The 15,310-nt window shown below is 72.0% G+C and carries 16 protein-coding genes; 12 read left to right on the top strand and 4 right to left on the bottom strand.

The genetic code is table 11. From position 1 onward, the window contains the following. Positions 1 to 57 precede the first annotated feature (57 nt). From folP to ACIRQ7_RS32465, 5 genes are all read left to right on the top strand, one after another. Entirely contained in the window at positions 58 to 945 is an 888-nt protein-coding gene (folP, locus tag ACIRQ7_RS32485; RefSeq protein WP_404266186.1) for a dihydropteroate synthase, read from the top strand. Between the two features lie 203 nt (positions 946 to 1,148). Then, positions 1,149 to 1,655, top strand: coding sequence for a nuclear transport factor 2 family protein (locus ACIRQ7_RS32480; protein WP_404266185.1), 507 nt, complete (start codon positions 1,149 to 1,151; stop codon positions 1,653 to 1,655). A 454-nt stretch (positions 1,656 to 2,109) separates the two neighbouring features. Beyond that, positions 2,110 to 2,469, top strand: coding sequence for a dihydroneopterin aldolase (gene folB, locus ACIRQ7_RS32475; protein WP_404266184.1), 360 nt, complete (start codon positions 2,110 to 2,112; stop codon positions 2,467 to 2,469). Then, positions 2,466 to 3,059, top strand: a complete 594-nt coding sequence (folK, locus tag ACIRQ7_RS32470) for a 2-amino-4-hydroxy-6-hydroxymethyldihydropteridine diphosphokinase (protein WP_401465632.1) — start codon at positions 2,466 to 2,468, stop codon at positions 3,057 to 3,059. Before folB ends, folK begins: the two co-directional genes overlap by 4 nt. 122 nt (positions 3,060 to 3,181) lie before the next feature. After that, positions 3,182 to 3,670, top strand: a complete 489-nt coding sequence (locus ACIRQ7_RS32465) for a DUF3180 domain-containing protein (RefSeq protein WP_403673657.1) — start codon at positions 3,182 to 3,184, stop codon at positions 3,668 to 3,670. Positions 3,671 to 3,752: 82 nt separating this feature from the next. Here the strand turns inward: ACIRQ7_RS32465 and ACIRQ7_RS32460 are convergent, their stop codons facing one another. After that, the gene (locus tag ACIRQ7_RS32460; protein ID WP_404266183.1) at positions 3,753 to 4,949 is read right to left on the bottom strand and encodes an ABC transporter ATP-binding protein; all 1,197 of its coding nucleotides are present in this window, start codon (positions 4,947 to 4,949) and stop codon (positions 3,753 to 3,755) included. 193 nt (positions 4,950 to 5,142) lie between these two features. On the opposite strand from ACIRQ7_RS32460, the gene ACIRQ7_RS32455 reads away from it, so the two are divergent. The 6 genes from ACIRQ7_RS32455 (at position 5,143) to ACIRQ7_RS32430 (ending at position 11,313) form a co-directional block, all read left to right on the top strand. Next, on the top strand, positions 5,143 to 5,871 hold the full coding sequence (locus tag ACIRQ7_RS32455; protein WP_404266263.1) for an ABC transporter permease: 729 nt from the start codon (positions 5,143 to 5,145) through the stop codon (positions 5,869 to 5,871). A gap of 2 nt (positions 5,872 to 5,873) precedes the next feature. Further along, a complete protein-coding gene (locus ACIRQ7_RS32450) occupies positions 5,874 to 6,743 on the top strand; it encodes an ABC transporter permease (protein ID WP_404266182.1) in 870 nt (289 codons plus the stop codon). Between the two features lie 116 nt (positions 6,744 to 6,859). Further along, entirely contained in the window at positions 6,860 to 7,828 is a 969-nt protein-coding gene (locus ACIRQ7_RS32445; protein WP_404266181.1) for an ABC transporter substrate-binding protein, read from the top strand. 64 nt (positions 7,829 to 7,892) lie between these two features. Then, positions 7,893 to 9,194, top strand: coding sequence for a hypothetical protein (locus ACIRQ7_RS32440; protein WP_404266180.1), 1,302 nt, complete (start codon positions 7,893 to 7,895; stop codon positions 9,192 to 9,194). A 324-nt stretch (positions 9,195 to 9,518) separates the two neighbouring features. Beyond that, positions 9,519 to 10,043: a hypothetical protein gene (locus ACIRQ7_RS32435; protein ID WP_404266179.1), complete on the top strand. Its 525-nt coding sequence runs from the start codon at positions 9,519 to 9,521 to the stop codon at positions 10,041 to 10,043. 340 nt (positions 10,044 to 10,383) lie between these two features. Continuing rightward, on the top strand, positions 10,384 to 11,313 hold the full coding sequence (locus ACIRQ7_RS32430) for a D-alanyl-D-alanine carboxypeptidase family protein (protein WP_404266178.1): 930 nt from the start codon (positions 10,384 to 10,386) through the stop codon (positions 11,311 to 11,313). 174 nt (positions 11,314 to 11,487) lie between these two features. On the opposite strand, the gene ACIRQ7_RS32425 is transcribed toward ACIRQ7_RS32430, so the two are convergent. Then, the gene (locus ACIRQ7_RS32425) at positions 11,488 to 11,991 is read right to left on the bottom strand and encodes a DUF1453 domain-containing protein (protein WP_404266177.1); all 504 of its coding nucleotides are present in this window, start codon (positions 11,989 to 11,991) and stop codon (positions 11,488 to 11,490) included. A 121-nt stretch (positions 11,992 to 12,112) separates the two neighbouring features. Between ACIRQ7_RS32425 and ACIRQ7_RS32420 the strand changes: the two genes are divergently transcribed. After that, a complete protein-coding gene (locus tag ACIRQ7_RS32420) occupies positions 12,113 to 12,745 on the top strand; it encodes a TetR/AcrR family transcriptional regulator (RefSeq protein ID WP_404266176.1) in 633 nt (210 codons plus the stop codon). 122 nt (positions 12,746 to 12,867) lie between these two features. Here the strand turns inward: ACIRQ7_RS32420 and ACIRQ7_RS32415 are convergent, their stop codons facing one another. Both ACIRQ7_RS32415 and ACIRQ7_RS32410 read right to left on the bottom strand, forming a co-directional pair. After that, positions 12,868 to 14,010, bottom strand: coding sequence for an NADH-quinone oxidoreductase subunit D (locus ACIRQ7_RS32415; RefSeq protein WP_404266175.1), 1,143 nt, complete (start codon positions 14,008 to 14,010; stop codon positions 12,868 to 12,870). A 49-nt stretch (positions 14,011 to 14,059) separates the two neighbouring features. Next, positions 14,060 to 15,151: an SAM-dependent methyltransferase gene (locus ACIRQ7_RS32410; protein WP_404266174.1), complete on the bottom strand. Its 1,092-nt coding sequence runs from the start codon at positions 15,149 to 15,151 to the stop codon at positions 14,060 to 14,062. Between the last annotated feature and the right edge of the window lie 159 nt (positions 15,152 to 15,310).

Here is a 15,310-nt window from a genome sequence, read left to right as displayed (position 1 = left end):
GAGGGCGCTGCTGACGGGCGCAATCCGGCCGGTCGGCACACGGCCTAGGCTGGTGACATGAGTACCTTGCGTGGCCGGGTGGCCGGACTGCCGGACTGGGACCGCTGCGCGGTGATGGGCGTGGTCAATGTGACGCCCGATTCGTTCTCCGACGGCGGCCAGTGGTTCGACACCGAGCTGGCCGTCAAGCACGGTCTGGACCTGGTGGCGCAGGGTGCGGACGTGGTGGACGTGGGCGGCGAGTCGACCCGGCCGGGCGCGGCGCGGGTGGACGAGTCGGAGGAGCTGCGCCGCGTCGTACCGGTCGTGCGGGAGCTGGCCGCGGCCGGCGTGGTGGTGTCCGTCGACACGATGCGCGCACGGGTCGCCGAGCGGGCCGTGGAGGCCGGGGCGCAGCTGGTCAACGACGTGAGCGCGGGCGGCGCCGACCCGGCGATGGTGCCGGTGGTCGCGTCCTCGCACGTCCCCTTCGTCGTGATGCACTGGCGGGGGCAGTCCATCGACATGAACAACCGGGCCGTCTACGCGGATGTGGTCGCCGAGGTCGTCGACGAGCTCGGGCAGAGCATGGAGCGCGCGGTGACCGGCGGCATCGACCCGGAGCGGATAGTCATCGACCCGGGCCTCGGTTTCGCCAAGGACGCCGGACACGATCTGGCGCTGGTCGCCCAGCTGTCGCGCCTGCGGTCGCTGGGCCGTCCGCTGCTGGTGGCGGCATCGAGGAAACGGTTCCTGGGCAGGGTGCTGGCAGGCGGCGACGGCGCCGCTCCGCCGCCGGCCCGTGAGCGGGACGCGGCGACGGCCGCGGTGTCGGCGATCGTGGCGCGAGAGGGGGCGTGGGCGGTGCGGGTTCACGAGGTCAGGGCGAGCGCGGACGCGATCCGGGTGGCCCGCGCGGTGGAAGGCGCGGCGACCGCGATCGGCGCGGACGCGCACACGGCTTGAGGTACGGAAACGGCTTGGGTACGGAACGGCTTGAGGTACGGGAACAGCCTGGCGCACGGGAACCGGCGTACGGCAGGTCCACGTGGCGCGTGCGGGTCGTGGGCGACCCGGGTGCACCACACCACGGGTGACACGATCGGTGACACGAGCGACGACATGAGCGACGAGATGACGGCGAACGCGACGGGAGCAGAGTGAGCGGCTTGGGCCCACGGACGGACATCGAGCTGGTCGAGCAGGCGAACACGACCCTGTACGAGACCATCGAGCGCGGTGATCATGAGGCGCTGTCCGAGCTGTGGCTCGACGGACAGGTGAGCGTCGTCCACCCGGGGTGGCCGGTGCTGCGCGGGCGCGGCGAGGTGCTCCGCTCGTACGCCCTGATCATGGCGAACACCGAATACATCCAGTTCTTCCTGACGGACGTCGAGATCGATGTCGCCGGGGACTCCGCGCTGGTGACCTGCACCGAGAACATCCTCAGCGGTGGTCCCGCCGAGGACGACGGCTCGGTGGGGCCGCTGATCGGCCAGCTGGTCGTGGCGACCAACGTCTTCCGGCGCACGGAGGACGGCTGGCGGGTGTGGTCGCACCACGGCTCGCCGGTGCTGGCGGACCGCGAGGACGACGAGGACGGCGACGAGGACGACGACGGGGACGGTCCCGATGTCGGCCCGATGGGCGGGGCGGGGGCACCGGGCGGCGTGTGAGCGCGGCCGGTGGCCGGGCCTGCGGGTGATGCGTGCCACCGCCCGCGAAACGGTGATGCCTGCCACGTCCCGGTGCCCGCCCGCCGCCCTGTCGCCGCCCGCCGGTCAGGCGCGCGACACCTGCCCGGCACCCGCCCGTCGTCAGCTGCGGGGGTCAGCCGGTGAACCCGGGCGCACCCGTTCGAGCCAAGTGCGGGACGGGTAGGGGTGGGGCGTGACGACCGGGGTAAGAGGCCGCGCGGACGAGCTCCCGGCCCGCCGGGGCCGGTCGCCGGAGAGGGCGGAGGCTTAGCAGTAGGGCGGGGTCTTGTCCATAGCCCCCGTGGGCAAGCACTGTCGGTGCTCGCAGGTAGATTCGACGACGGGGCAGTGTGCCGGAGCAGTCCGGCGCGGGCCCGACATCCGACGAGCAGTGGCGCCAGAGGTGCCAGTGGGACCAGTGGGAGTGATTCGCGTGGATCGTGTCGCGCTGCGTGGGCTGAAGGCCCGAGGGCACCACGGGGTGTTCCCCCGGGAACGCGAGGAAGGCCAGACCTTCATCGTGGACCTGGTGCTGGGCCTGGACACCCGACCGGCCGCGGCCACGGACGACCTCGCGAGGACCGTGCATTACGGCGTGGTGGCCGAGGAGGTGGTGGCCGTCGTCGAGGGCGAGCCCGTCGACCTCATCGAGACCCTCGCCGAGCGGATCGCCCACCAGTGCCTCAAGCACGAGGGGGTACAGGAGGTGGAGGTGGTGGTGCACAAGCCGGATGCCCCGATCACCGTCCCCTTCGACGACGTGTCCATCACCATCACCCGGAGCCGAGTATGACCAGCAGTGACCCGACCGTACAGCCGGTGCCCGCCTCCGTTGTGGCGCAGGTGGACGCCGCGGATGTGACGCTCTCCAACCCCAAACGCGCCGTGATCTCCCTCGGCAGCAATCTCGGCAACCGCCTGGAGACGCTCCAGGGTGCCGTCGACGCGCTGGAGGACACGCCCGGTCTGCGGGTCAAGGCGGTCTCCCCGGTGTACGAGACCGAGCCGTGGGGCGTCGACCCCGCCTCGCAGCCGGCGTATTTCAACGCCGTGGTGCTGATCAAGACGACGCTGCCGCCGGCCTCCCTCCTGGAGCGCGGGCACGCGATCGAGGAAGCCTTCGAGCGGGTCCGTGACGAGCGCTGGGGCCCGCGCACGATCGACGTCGACATCCTGGCCTATCAGGACGTCGTCTCCGACGACCCGGGCCTGACGCTGCCGCACCCGCGGGCCCACGAGCGGGCCTTTGTGCTGGTGCCGTGGCTCGACATCGACCCGTCCGCCGAGGTCCCCGGACACGGCGCGGTGGCCGAACTGCTGTCGTCGGTCGGCCGTGACGGCGTCACGGCGCGCGCGGACCTGGAACTGCGGCTGCCGGAGTAGTCGTTAAGGTTGCGGGTCGTGCCGGGCCGGTCGGGTAGGAATCAGGTCCGGCGCGCACGAAACGGAACAGGTGTGGTCATGACGGCAGGACGGCCCGTGAGGGCGCGAGGGGCGATCGCTCGGTGAAGCAGCTACAGATCAAGGTGCTGGTCGGGCTGTTCCTGGTGGCGGGGGTGCTCGCCTGGTCGGGCGCCCGGCTGTGGGACGCGTTCGGCACCCTTCCCGGCGTGCCGATGGCGGCGCCGATCGTGCTGGCGCTGATCGCCGCCGTGCTGGCCGGCACCGCGTTCTCGTTCCGCTCGCGGCTGCGCGCGCAGCGCGAGCGCCGGCCGGACGCGAAGGGCGTGGATCCGCTGGTGGCCGCCCGCGTGGTGGTCTTCGGGCAGGCGAGTGCCCTGGTGGCGGCGCTGGTCGCCGGGCTGTACGGCGGGGTCGGCGTCTTCCTGCTGACCTCGGGACTCGATCTCGCGCCGCGCCGTGACCAGGCGATCTACGCCGGTCTCTCGGTGCTCGCGGGCGCGGCCGTCGTGGTCGCCGCGATCTTCCTGGAGCGGGTCTGCAAGCTGCCGGACGACGGCGACGACGAACCGGGCGCGGCCCCGGCCGCCTGACGGGCCGCTGCCGGGGCGGGCGGAGGCGCCGGGCCCCGGAGCTTTCCGGCGCCGGGGACCGGGGACGGGCGGGCCGTAGGGCTCAGGCGTCGGGGACCGTGTCGAGGGACACCGTGCCGCGCGGGATGTCGGCGGCGTCCGCCGTGGTGGAGCGGCGCAGCGCCTCGTGCAGCTTCGCGGGCGTCAGGACGCCGAGGAAACGCGCGCCGTCCAGGACCGCGACCCAGCCCGCGTCGTGTTGCAGCATGGCGCTGAACGCCTGCTTGAGTGGCGCGCCGAGCGGTAGCGAGGCGGTCATCGGGCGGGCGTGTGCGCGGACGGTGGCGCCCCCGTCCGCCGCCGTGTTGCCGCCGTCCGCACGGGACGTGCCTTCGCCGAGTGCCGCCGCCGGCACCCAGCCGTGCACCGAACCGTCCGCGTCCAGGACCACGGCCCAGGGGGCGTCGTCGGCGGCCAGCCGGGCGGCTGCCTGCTGCGTGGGGTCGTCGAGGCGGACGACGGGGGGCACTTCGAGGTCGCCGGTCTCGACGGGGGTGACCGAGAGCCGCTTGAGGCCGCGGTCCGCGCCGACGAACGCGGCGGTGTACGCGGTCGCGGGGGCGCCGAGGACCGTCGCCGGGGTGTCGAACTGCTCCAGGCGGCCGGCCCCGTAGACGGCGATGCGGTCGCCGAGCCGGACCGCCTCCTCGATGTCATGGGTGACGAAGAGGACCGTCTTGTGGAGCGTGGACTGCAGCCGCAGGAATTCGTCCTGGAGGTGGGCGCGGACGACGGGGTCGACCGCGCCGAAGGGTTCGTCCATCAGCAGCACGGGCGGGTCGGCGGCCAGCGCGCGGGCGACACCGACGCGTTGGCGCTGGCCCCCGGAGAGCTGGTCGGGGTAGCGGTCGCCGTGGACCGACGGGTCCAGGCCCACCAGGTCGAGGAGTTCGGCGGCGCGGGCGCGGGCCTGTTTGCGCGGCCGGCCCAGGAGGTGCGGGACGGTGGCGGTGTTGTCCAGCACCGTCCGGTGGGGGAAGAGCCCGACCTGCTGGATGACGTAGCCGATACCGCGCCGCAGTTCGACGGGGTCGACGGTGGATATGTCCTGGCCGTCGAGGTGGATGCTGCCGCTGGTCGGCTCGATGAGCCGGTTCACCATCTTCATCGTCGTGGTCTTGCCGCAGCCCGATGGCCCGACGAGCGTGACGAGCTCGCCCTTGGCGACCTCGAAGGAGAGGTCGTCGACCGCGGTGGTGCCGTCGGCGTAGCTCTTGGTGACGTGCTCGAAGCGGATCATGGTTCCCCATTGTGGACGGGCGGTCATGAACGTGGTGTGGCGGATGGATTGCGGGACGGGCCGATTGTCAGTGGTGGGGGATAGGGTCGCAGACAGTCACCGAAAATGTGAGCGACAGGGGCGGGGGAGGTGACCGGCGGTGAGTGGTGCACCGGTTTCGAGCACGGGTCTGAACCTGAGCGCATCCGGTTCGATCACGCAGGGTCAGAACTGTCTGCAGACGAATGACTGGATCTGCGGCGAGTATGTCCGCACCCGTGGCCACGAGTTGCTGGACGCGACCGTCCAGCACGTCGGCATCACCGCCGTATCCGTGCTGATCGGCCTGCTGATCGCCTTTCCGCTGGCGCTGGTGGCCCGGCGCCGGCCGGCTGTCGCCGGTCCGGTCCTGGGGCTGACGACGGTTCTCTACACCGTGCCGTCCCTGGCCATGTTCGCGCTGCTGACACCGGTGTTCGGGGTGTCCGCGGCGGTCGTCGTCACCGGCCTGGTGATGTATTCGCTGACGATCCTGGTGCGCAACATCCTCGCCGGGCTGGCGGCGGTGCCCGCCGAGGTGCGGGAAGCCGCCCGGGGGATGGGATACGGCTCCGCGCGGCTGCTGTTCGAGGTGGAACTCCCGCTGGCCCTCCCCGCACTGGTGGCCGGCGTGCGCATCGCCACGGTCTCCACGGTCGCGATGACCACCATCGGTTCCGTGGTCGGCTACGGCGGCCTCGGCAATCTCATAGCCGCCGGCATGGAGGGCTTCTTCAAGGCGGAGGTCCTGACGGCGTCGGTGCTGTGCGTGCTGCTGGCGCTGCTGGCCGATCTGCTGCTGGTGGGCCTTCAGCGGCTGCTGACGCCCTGGACGCGGGCGCGGTCGCGCAGCGGCCGGACGCGGGTGCGGCGCGCGGCCCGTATGGCGAAGGCGGTGGCCTAGCGATGGACGCGATCTCGGGTGCCTGGCAATGGCTGACGACGGCCGCCAACTGGGCGGGGGAGAAGGGGGTGTGGCACCGGCTGGGCGAGCATGTCTACCTCAGCGGACTGTGCCTGGTCATCTCCTGCCTGATAGCCCTGCCGGTGGCGCTCTGGCTGGGGCACATCGGCAAGGGCGGGGCGTTGGCCGTCAACCTCTCCAACGTGGGCCGCGCGGTGCCGACCTTCGCGGTGCTGGTGCTGCTGACGCTCAGCCCGCTGGGCACCCAGGGGGACTGGCCGACGGTCATCGCGCTGGTGCTGTTCGCGATACCGCCACTGCTGACCAACGCCTACCTGGGGATGCGGGAGGCGGACCGTGATGTGGTCGAGGCGGCCCGCGGGATGGGTATGTCGGGGCCCCAACTCCTGCTGCGGGTCGAGATACCCCTCGCCTATCCGCTGATCATGACGGGCCTGCGGTCGGCCACGGTGCAGGTCGTGGCGACGGCGACGCTGGCCGCGCTGGCCGGCGGCGGCGGCCTGGGCCGCATCATCACCGCGGGCTTCGGCAACTACGACACCGCGCAGGTGGTCGCGGGCGCCCTGCTGGTCGCCGTGCTCGCCTTGGTCGTCGAGGGCGCCCTCGTCCTCGCGGACCGGCTTTTCGACCCGATGCGGGGCCGTCGGCGCGCCCCGCGTACGGCGAACGGAGCGGCGCGGGACGCGGCTTCGGGCGGCGGGGAGATACCGGACGGGGCGGAGGGGCCGGGCGGGACCGGCGGGGCGGGGTCATCAGCCGCTGCGGGCGGGACCGGCGGCGCGGACTGGTCAGATGCTGCGGGCCGGGCGGGCCAGGATGACGATGTGGTCGCGTTAAGGAAACTCACCTGACGCGGCGCCCGGGGTTTGCCAAGCTGCCGCCGTACCGAGCCATCGACCCACTGGATCGCACGCGCCTCACGCCCGATCCACCCGACGTGATCCGAACGAACTGAATGGTGAATTCCATGAGCAGCACGTCGCGCGCTGCGCGCACCGCGCTTGTCGCGGGGACCGTGATCGCACTGGCGGCCGGACTGGCCGCTTGCAGCGGAGAGAGCCTGGAGGACAAGGGCGGAAGCAAGGGGAAGGGGGGAGCGAAGGGCGAGATCGTCATCGGCTCGGCCGGTTTCACCGAGTCGAAGCTGCTCGCCGAGATCTATTCCAAGATCCTCGACGATGCCGGCTATGAGACGCGCGTACAGACGCTGTCCAATCGCGAACTGTACGAACCGGCCCTGGAGAAGGGCCAGATAGACATCGTTCCGGAATACGCCTCCACGCTCGCCGAATTCCTCAACGCGAAGGCCAACGGCTCCAAGGCGAAGCCCGTCGCGTCGAGTGACATCGACAAGACCGTGACGGCGCTCAAGAAGCTCGCCGCGCCCCGCGGTCTCAAGGTGCTGCCGGCCGGTGCGGCCACGGACCAGAACGCCTTCGCGGTGACCAAGGAATTCGCCGCCGAGCACAAGCTGAAGACGCTCTCCGACCTCGGCGCGTCCGGGCAGAAGATCAAGCTCGCGTCGGGTGAGGAGTGCGAGACCCGGGTGTTCTGCAAGCCCGGCCTGGAGAAGACCTACGGCATCGACATCACGGCCCTCGATCCCAAGGGCGTCGGGACCCCGCAGTCCAAGCAGGCGGTGAAGGACGGCAGCGACCAACTGGTGCTCACCACCACCACGGACGCCACCCTCGACAACTTCGGCCTGGTGCTTCTGAAGGACGACAAGAAGCTCCAGAACGCCGACAATGTGCTGCCGGTGGTGAATGCCAAGAGCGCAGGTGACAAGAAGATCGAGACGGCCCTCGGCAAGCTCACCCGCGTGCTGACGACCGGTGACTTGATCAACTTGAACCGCAAGGTGGATGCCGAGCGTCTCAAGCCCACGGATGTCGCGCAGGCATATGTGGTGTCCAAGGGACTGCTGAAGAAGTAACCACCGCGAAACGGATTGGCGGGCGGGGCCCCAAAGGCCCCGCACGCACGGTAAGTTTCTGGCCATGCCACGAGGACGCCACCGCCATTCACCACCCCTCCACCGGCTGCTTCCTCCCTCGACGGTCGCCGGTGCGTCGATCGCGTGCGCCGCGGGCGCGTGGTTCGTCGGCGACGACCTGGTGCAGCGGGTGCTCGCCGCCGGCGCCGCGGCCGCCGCGATAACCGGCGCGGTCCTGCTGCGGACCTGGGACCGTGCGGCCGGTAAACGCGTCGCCGAACTCTCGCGCGCCCGGGTGCGCGACGAGTGGCGGACCGAGGAACGCATCGCCGAGCTCGAAACGGATGTCGAGGAATCCCGCGACATCCGTACCGCGCTGGACACCAAGCTGCGTGCCAAGCGCGCCGAACTGGCCCGGCTGCGCAGCGAACACGCCGAGCTGCTCCGCCGCTACGCCACCGCCGAGACCGAACGGGCCAGCGCCCTGGAGGGCCGCCGTCTCCTCGCGATCGAGGCCGCCGCCCCCGCCAAGGCGCTCCCGGCGGCCGGTGGCCTCGTCCCGGCACGGCGCGAGCCGACCGGTGCAGGCCGCAGCAGCCGGCCGGACGCCGGCCCCGGCAGCCCCGCCGACGCCGACGGTCCGGCCGACGCCGACGGTCCGGCCGACGCGGACGGTCCGGTTGCTGCGGACGGGCCGTCGGTGCCACGCAGCGCCGCGTACGCACAGGCCGACCGGGCCCTGAGACAGCTGGCCCGCAACGCCGCCCGGCAGCAGGCGGACGCCCGGAAGGCCGGAACGCGGCCGCAGGGCGACGCCGGTAGCGGCCAGGACAGCCAGGGAAGCCAGGACGGTGAGGGCCGGGGGAATGCCGCGGCGGCCGCCGGACAGAGTGAGGGCGGGGCACGCCACGCCCGTACGGCCAAGGCCGTCGCACCCGCGCTCCGCCGGGTCCCGGCCGCCGCAGCCGTCGCACCGTCTGCCGCCTACCGCCCCGTCGCGTCCCGCGCGCTGGGCGGGTTCGACTTCTTCGGCACCACGGCCGCCGAGCAGCCCCGCGGGCTGACCGCGCCGCTGGAGGACGACCTGGCGGACGTCGTCGGCGACGAGGCACTCGCCGAGCACTCCGCGCGCGCCCGGGCCCGCGCCCGTACGGAGGCTCTTGCCGGGGCGGCCGCCAAGCAGCTGGCCGAGGGCGCCACGGACGAGAGCGCGGCCGAGAACACCGAGCAGGACGTGGAACACGGCGGCGCGGACGGCAGCGCGGGGCGGCCCGAGAGCGACGGCGTCGGTGAGGTCATCGACCTGACCGCGCACGACGAGACCGAGCAGCTCGACCTCGCGGAACTGCGCACCGCCATCTCGTAGGCAACGGCAGGGCGGGGCACGGCGGGACGGGACGGGGCGAGGGAACGCCGGCGCAGGGGGCGCGCAGCGCGCGCTGCCCGGCGTACGGCGGCTCCCCGCTCCTTCCCTCTCCCCCTGCACCTCCCCCCCTGCTCGTCCCCACCCGGCCCCTCCCTCCCTCCCTCCCTCCCTCCCTCCTCGTCCCCGTCCCCCTCGTCCCGGTCGGTCCTTCACCGCCCACCGGGGGGGGCCAAAGGCATACGGGCAAGACCCTCCCCCGGGTGCAAGGTTCGTCGCGGATGCGCAGCAAGGATTGAGGCACGCATCCGCTCCGAAAGGTTCCCCGTGCCCGAGCCCCAGTGCCCCGCCGCGTCCACGCCCATGGTGTCCACGCCCGCCGCGTCCCCGCCCGCCGCCTTCCCCGTTCGGTCCCTGGTCCGGTCGCTCGCCCTCGCCGCCGTGGTGATCGCCGCGGGTGTCACCCTCAGTGGCTGTTCCGGTGCGGGTTCGACGAACCCCTTCGACGACCACGAGGAACGGTCGGAGTACTCCACCGGCGCCGAGGCGAAGCAGGACCGTGCCTCCATGCCGCGCTGGCTGCCGGACGATGCCCAGGACATCAAGTACGTGCTCTCCACGACCAGGGACGACCGGTTGCTCGCGGCCACGTTCCACGCCGGCAAGCTGCCCGGCGGGTGCGTCACGGGCACGGGGCAGGGCAAGCCGAAGCTGACGGCCGACTGGCTCCCCGAGAAGCTGGCGTCGAAGGCTGATACGCGATGCGGGACCTGGTCCGGTGCCACGGTGGACGGCACCTTCTACGCCTGGCAGGACCATGCCGTCGTCCAGGGTTCCCGGCCGAAGAACTGATCCGCCGCCGTTCGGAATCCGCCCCGCACAGCCACCCAAAGAGAATTCCCCAGACTTCCAGGCTTCCAGGCTTCCAGGCATGCAGGCATACAGGCATGCAGGCGTGCAGGTATACAGGCGTGCCGGCTTTTCCGGTCCGCAGCTCCCGGTCCGCGGCTCCCGGGCCGCAGGTACTCGGCCCGCAGGCTCCCTACGCCACGCCCCGAGCGACACGCGAGCGCCGCCCTGATTCCGATATGGGGCCGGTGAATGGTGGCACGATGCGTTCGCTTCCACGGGCGGAATTCGGTGCCCGCCGATCCGGCGGCCCGTCCTTCATTCGCGCAGGAACGGAGCATCGATGACGCATTTCGGGGGCGGTGCGGTGCGGCGGCGCCGGGGAACGGTGTTGGCCCTTTCCACGGCGGTGATCGCCGCCGCCCTCCCGACGGCCGCAGCCGGAGCCGCCGACGCCCCGCCCTCGGCCGTATCCGCCGCCCCCCTGCCGGGCATCGGGGCGAAGGGCGCCTACCTCCTCGACGGCGGGGCGAACCGGCCGCTGTGGGCGAAGGCCGCTCACACCAGGCGGCAGATGGCCAGCACCACCAAGGCCATGACGGCAGTCGTGGTCCTCGACATGCACGGCGCCGAACTCCACCGGCGCGTCACCGTCAAGAAGTCCTACCGCGACTACGTGCACCGCAACGGCGCCAGCACCGCCGACCTGCGCCCCGGGGACCAACTGACGGTTCGGCAGCTGCTGTACGCGCTGATGCTGCCGTCCGGCTGCGATGCCGCGTACGCACTCGCCGACACCTTCGGCAGCGGCAGGACGGAGGGGCGGCGGGTCCGGTCGTTCATCGCGCACATGAATGCGCGGGCAAAGGCGCTGGGGCTGCGCGATACCAAGTACGACTCGTTCGACGGCATTTCCGCGCACGGCAGGAACTACACGACGCCCCGCGATCTGGTGCAGCTCGCCCGGCACGCGCTGGAAAACCGTACCTTCGCCGCGGTCGTGAGGTCGGCCCGTACGCGGCAGCGGGCGGCAAACGTCCACCGCACTTACACCTGGTACAACACCAACAAATTGCTGGGCTCCTACCAAGGCGCGCTGGGCATCAAGACCGGCACCGGGACCAAGGCGGGCGCGTGCCTGGTATTCGCGGCCGAACGGGGTGGCAGAACTGTCGTCGGCGCCCTCCTCGACGACAATTCCGGCCGTTATCGGGATGCCGTGAGAATGCTCGACTACGCATTCCGCGCCGCTGGCACGGAGTGGGGCCCGTAGCGGCACCGCCTCATCGGCGAAAAGTTATCCACAGGGTGTGGATGGAGTGGACGTCTCCGCCTGCCCTGGATCCCGCTGCCTGGACGCCCCGCGCCTGGCCCCCTACCTGCCCCCTGCCCCCTGCCTCCTGCGCCGCATCGCCCGCCTCACCCCGCCCGCCTCGCCCCGCCCGCCTCACCCCATCCGCCTCTGCCTCTGCCACGGTCGGCTGCGCTCCGGTGCGAACGGGATGCCGGTCGCCATCCCGCGGCGGCCGACGGCCAGGGCTTCGCCCAGGAAGCTGATGCCGATGCTGAGCTGGAGCGGCCGGGCATGGGCGTGCATGCCCATTTCTTCCGCCAGCAGGCCGAAAGTGGCCATGGTCAGCAGGGAGGCAGCGGCGATGGCGAAGGTGCGGCCGGTGTAGCGCTGCCACAGGGCGCCGCCCCGTTCGGACAGCTGGATGGTGGTGCCGCGCAGGACGCCGAGCGCGCAGCCGAGGGTGGCGCCCACGCCTGCCCAGGCCAGGTCGGGGCCCGTCAGGTGGTCGGTTTTGGCCAGCGAGGTGAGGCCGAGGGCCGTGAGGATCACCGGTGGTGCGAACAGGTCGCGGGCGTTGACCGGTTCGCCCCGCAGTCTCTTGATGACCACGATGACGGCGACGCCGGTGAGGAGCGTTGCGAGCAGCCAGCCGTTCATGAAATCCCCCTGTGCGCTGACGGCCGCCGGATGGTCGGCCGGGTTGGCCGTCCGGGTCGGAAGGTTTTTTGGCTCAACCGTGCCAAAAAATAATTTAGCGCGAGTGTGCCACAATCGCAATATGCCGAAGATCGTCGACCCCCTGGCCCGCCGTCGCGCCGTCGCCGAGGCCGTCCTGCGCGTCGTGCGGCGGGAGGGGGTGGCGGGTGCGTCGCTGCGCAACGTGGCCGAGGAGGCGGGCCTCGCCATCGGTTCCGTCCGCCACTACTTCACGGACCACGACGAGGTGATGATCTTCGCGATGGCGGAACTGAGCGCCCGTATCGACCGTCGCGTACGCCGTCACGCCGAGCTGCTGCTCGACCCCGCGGCGGCAGCCGAGCGGCGTGCCGGGTCGGAGGAACTGCTCGCCGAATTCCTGCCGTTGGACGACACGCGCCGGGAGGAAGGCCTCCTCTGGCAGGCGTTCACGACCGCCGCCCGCACCCGCCCCGAACTACGGCCGCACGCGGTCGCATTGGAGGCCGGGATGCGCACCCTGCTGACGCGGGTGCTGCGCGGCGGCCAGGAATCGGGCAGCCTGCCCGCCGAACTGGACCTCGAACTGGAGACGCTACGGCTGTCGGCCCTGCTCGGCGGCCTCACCCAGCAGGCCCTGCTGGAACCGGACCACGTCACTCCGGACGCGCTCCGTGGCGTCCTGCGCCACCACCTGGAGACCCTCCACCACCGGAGCCCCACGGAGGCCGGCTGACACCAGGCGAGCGCGTTACCCAGTCACCGAGGGGCGAGCCACCGATTCGCCGGTTCACCGAGGGCGAGCCACCGATTCACCGGGTGACCGAGTGACCAGTCACCGAGTGACCGAGTGACGCACTACTTGTCGATGTCGCCCACCACGAAGAACAGCGAGCCGAGAATCGCCACCATGTCGGCGACCAGGGTGCCCGGCAGCAGCTCCGTCAGCGCCTGGATGTTGTTGAACGACGCCGAGCGCAGCTTCAGGCGATACGGGGTCTTCTCGCCCTTGGAGACGAGGTAGTAGCCGTTGATGCCGAGCGGATTCTCGGTCCAGGCGTACGTCGAGCCCTCCGGCGCCTTCAGCACCTTGGGGAGGCGCTGGTTGATGGGACCGGGCGGCAGCTCCTCGATACGGTCCAGGCAGGCATCGGCGAGATCGAGGGCGTTGTGGCTCTGGTCCAGCAGGCACTCGAAACGCGCCAGGCAGTCGCCCTCCTCACGGGTGACGACCCGGAGCGTCGACCGCAGATCCCCGTACGCGAGATACGGCTCGTCGCGCCGCAGGTCGAAGTCCACACCGGACGCGCGGGCGATCGGCCCGGAGACGCCGTACGCATGCACCGCCTCCCGCGAGAGCACCCCGACGCCGCGGGTACGGCCACGGAAGATCTCGTTGCCCAGCACCAGGTTGTCGAAGACGTCCATACGGGAGCGGACCTCGGCGACGGCGTGCCGCGCACGGCCCAGCCAGCCCGCCGGCAGATCCTCCTTCAGGCCGCCGACCCGGTTGAACATGTAGTGCATCCGGCCGCCGGAGATCTCCTCCATGACGTTCTGGAGTTCCTCACGCTCACGGAAGGCGTGGAAGACGGGGGTGATACCGCCCAGTTCGAGGGGGTACGAGCCGAGGAACATCAGGTGGTTCAGGACGCGGTTCAGCTCGGCCAGCAGCGTCCGGGTCCACACGGCGCGCTCGGGGACCTCCATCCCCAGCATCCGCTCGACGCCCATCACCACGCCCAGCTCGTTGGAGAACGCCGACAGCCAGTCGTGACGGTTGGCGAGCATGATGATCTGGCGGTAGTCGCGCGCCTCGAAGAGCTTCTCGGCGCCGCGGTGCATATAGCCGATCACCGGCTCGGCGTGCTGGATGCGTTCGCCGTCCAGGACGAGGCGCAGCCGCAGCACGCCGTGCGTGGAGGGGTGCTGCGGGCCGATGTTCAGCACCATGTCGGTGCTCTCCGCCGCGCCGCCGATGCCGACCGTCGTCTCCGTCATGGGGACAGTCTCGCAGTTCACGGCCCGCACCCGGCGGGGTGGGACGCCGTTACCGGCCCGGGGCCGCGGCCGGTCCGCACACCGTGCGGCCGCTCAGCAGCCCCGCGCACGCCCCGCCCACCGGCTCCACGAGCCAGCCGAAACCGCCGAGCCCCGACGCGTCGGTCAGCTCCGCCGCCGCGCCCGCCGCGCTCAGCGCCCGTACGTAGCCGGCCGGGTCCGAGGAGGCCAGGGCCAGCGGCGGGCGCCGGCCGTCCACCCCGAGGGCGTGCAGCGCCGCGCGCTGGGTCAGCAATCCGGCGGACGGCCCGGCGCACGCGTCCAGCGCCACATGCGCCGTGATGTCGCAGCTGCCGTCCGGCACCGGCCGCACCTCACCGCCGCCGCGGAACCCCGTCAGGGTGCCGAACAGCGGCCGGTCCGCGCGGCGGTGCGCGTAATCGGCCGCGACGGCCAGCCCCGAGCGCAGGGTACGGACGGCCCGTGCCCAGGCGGCGTCCCGTGGCCGGCCGATCTCGGCGCGCAACCCGGGGGAGACGGGTGCGCCGGACGGGACACCAAAGCCCAGCGGCGGGGCCCACCAACGGGCGAGCCACTCCGCGTCCGCGCCGTCGACAGGATCGCCCAGCCGTTCCCTGCCGTCAGCGCGGACGAGGACCCGGCGCGGCACCCCCTCCGCGTCCGTCTCGACCACATCCACCGGCACGTTGTCGAGCCACTCGTTCGCGAACAACAGGCCCGACAGGGACCCGGCGGCGGGCAGCGTGTCGCGCCAGCCGATCCGCGGATCCAGGCCCTCGGGGCGCGCGGCGCGCTCAACGGCGCACGGACGCACCCGGGCGGCGACCGCAGCGGGCAGCGCGCCCAGCACCCCGGTCAGCAACTCACCCCGGCCCGCGCCCACATCGACCAGTGCCAGCTCCGCCGGCCGGCCCAGAGCGGTGTCGACGCGGCACAGGAGCGCGGCGACGGCACCGGCAAAGAGGGGCGACGCGTGCACGGAGGTACGGAAGTGACCGGCGGGACCCGGGCCACCCGGCCGGGTGTAGAACCCGTCCGGGCCGTACAGCGCCCGCTCCGTCGCGTCCCGCCAGCCACACCACTCAGCGGACCCCGCCGTATCAGCCGTCTCAGTCGTCACCCGCCCACCGTACGGGCGGGCCGGAGCGCGCCCGCCCCACGGCCAACGCCGCCGCCTCGACCCGCCCCGGCGCCCCCTCCGGTGCAGGCGATCTTCACGATGTGCGGGCGATCTCCACCTTGGGGAGTAGTCGCACCCACTCAGGATCGCCCCTTCGGT

The organism is Streptomyces sp. NPDC101393, assembly GCF_044767385.1.
Taxonomy (GTDB): domain Bacteria; phylum Actinomycetota; class Actinomycetes; order Streptomycetales; family Streptomycetaceae; genus Streptomyces.
The sequence above is the reverse complement of the archived record's forward strand: the minus strand, read 5'-3'. Positions and strand labels throughout refer to the sequence as shown.

Bases quoted from the DNA above. Each gene is read 5' to 3' on its own strand.
- folP (WP_404266186.1), top strand. From the start codon at position 58: ATGAGTACCTTGCGTGGCCGGGTGGCCGGACTGCCGGACTGGGACCGC.
- folK (WP_401465632.1), top strand. From the start codon at position 2,466: ATGACCAGCAGTGACCCGACCGTACAGCCGGTGCCCGCCTCCGTTGTG.
- ACIRQ7_RS32460 (WP_404266183.1), bottom strand. From the start codon at position 4,949: ATGATCCGCTTCGAGCACGTCACCAAGAGCTACGCCGACGGCACCACC.
- ACIRQ7_RS32450 (WP_404266182.1), top strand. From the start codon at position 5,874: ATGGACGCGATCTCGGGTGCCTGGCAATGGCTGACGACGGCCGCCAAC.
- ACIRQ7_RS32445 (WP_404266181.1), top strand. From the start codon at position 6,860: ATGAGCAGCACGTCGCGCGCTGCGCGCACCGCGCTTGTCGCGGGGACC.
- ACIRQ7_RS32440 (WP_404266180.1), top strand. From the start codon at position 7,893: ATGCCACGAGGACGCCACCGCCATTCACCACCCCTCCACCGGCTGCTT.
- ACIRQ7_RS32430 (WP_404266178.1), top strand. From the start codon at position 10,384: ATGACGCATTTCGGGGGCGGTGCGGTGCGGCGGCGCCGGGGAACGGTG.
- ACIRQ7_RS32425 (WP_404266177.1), bottom strand. From the start codon at position 11,991: ATGAACGGCTGGCTGCTCGCAACGCTCCTCACCGGCGTCGCCGTCATC.
- ACIRQ7_RS32420 (WP_404266176.1), top strand. From the start codon at position 12,113: ATGCCGAAGATCGTCGACCCCCTGGCCCGCCGTCGCGCCGTCGCCGAG.
- ACIRQ7_RS32415 (WP_404266175.1), bottom strand. From the start codon at position 14,010: ATGACGGAGACGACGGTCGGCATCGGCGGCGCGGCGGAGAGCACCGAC.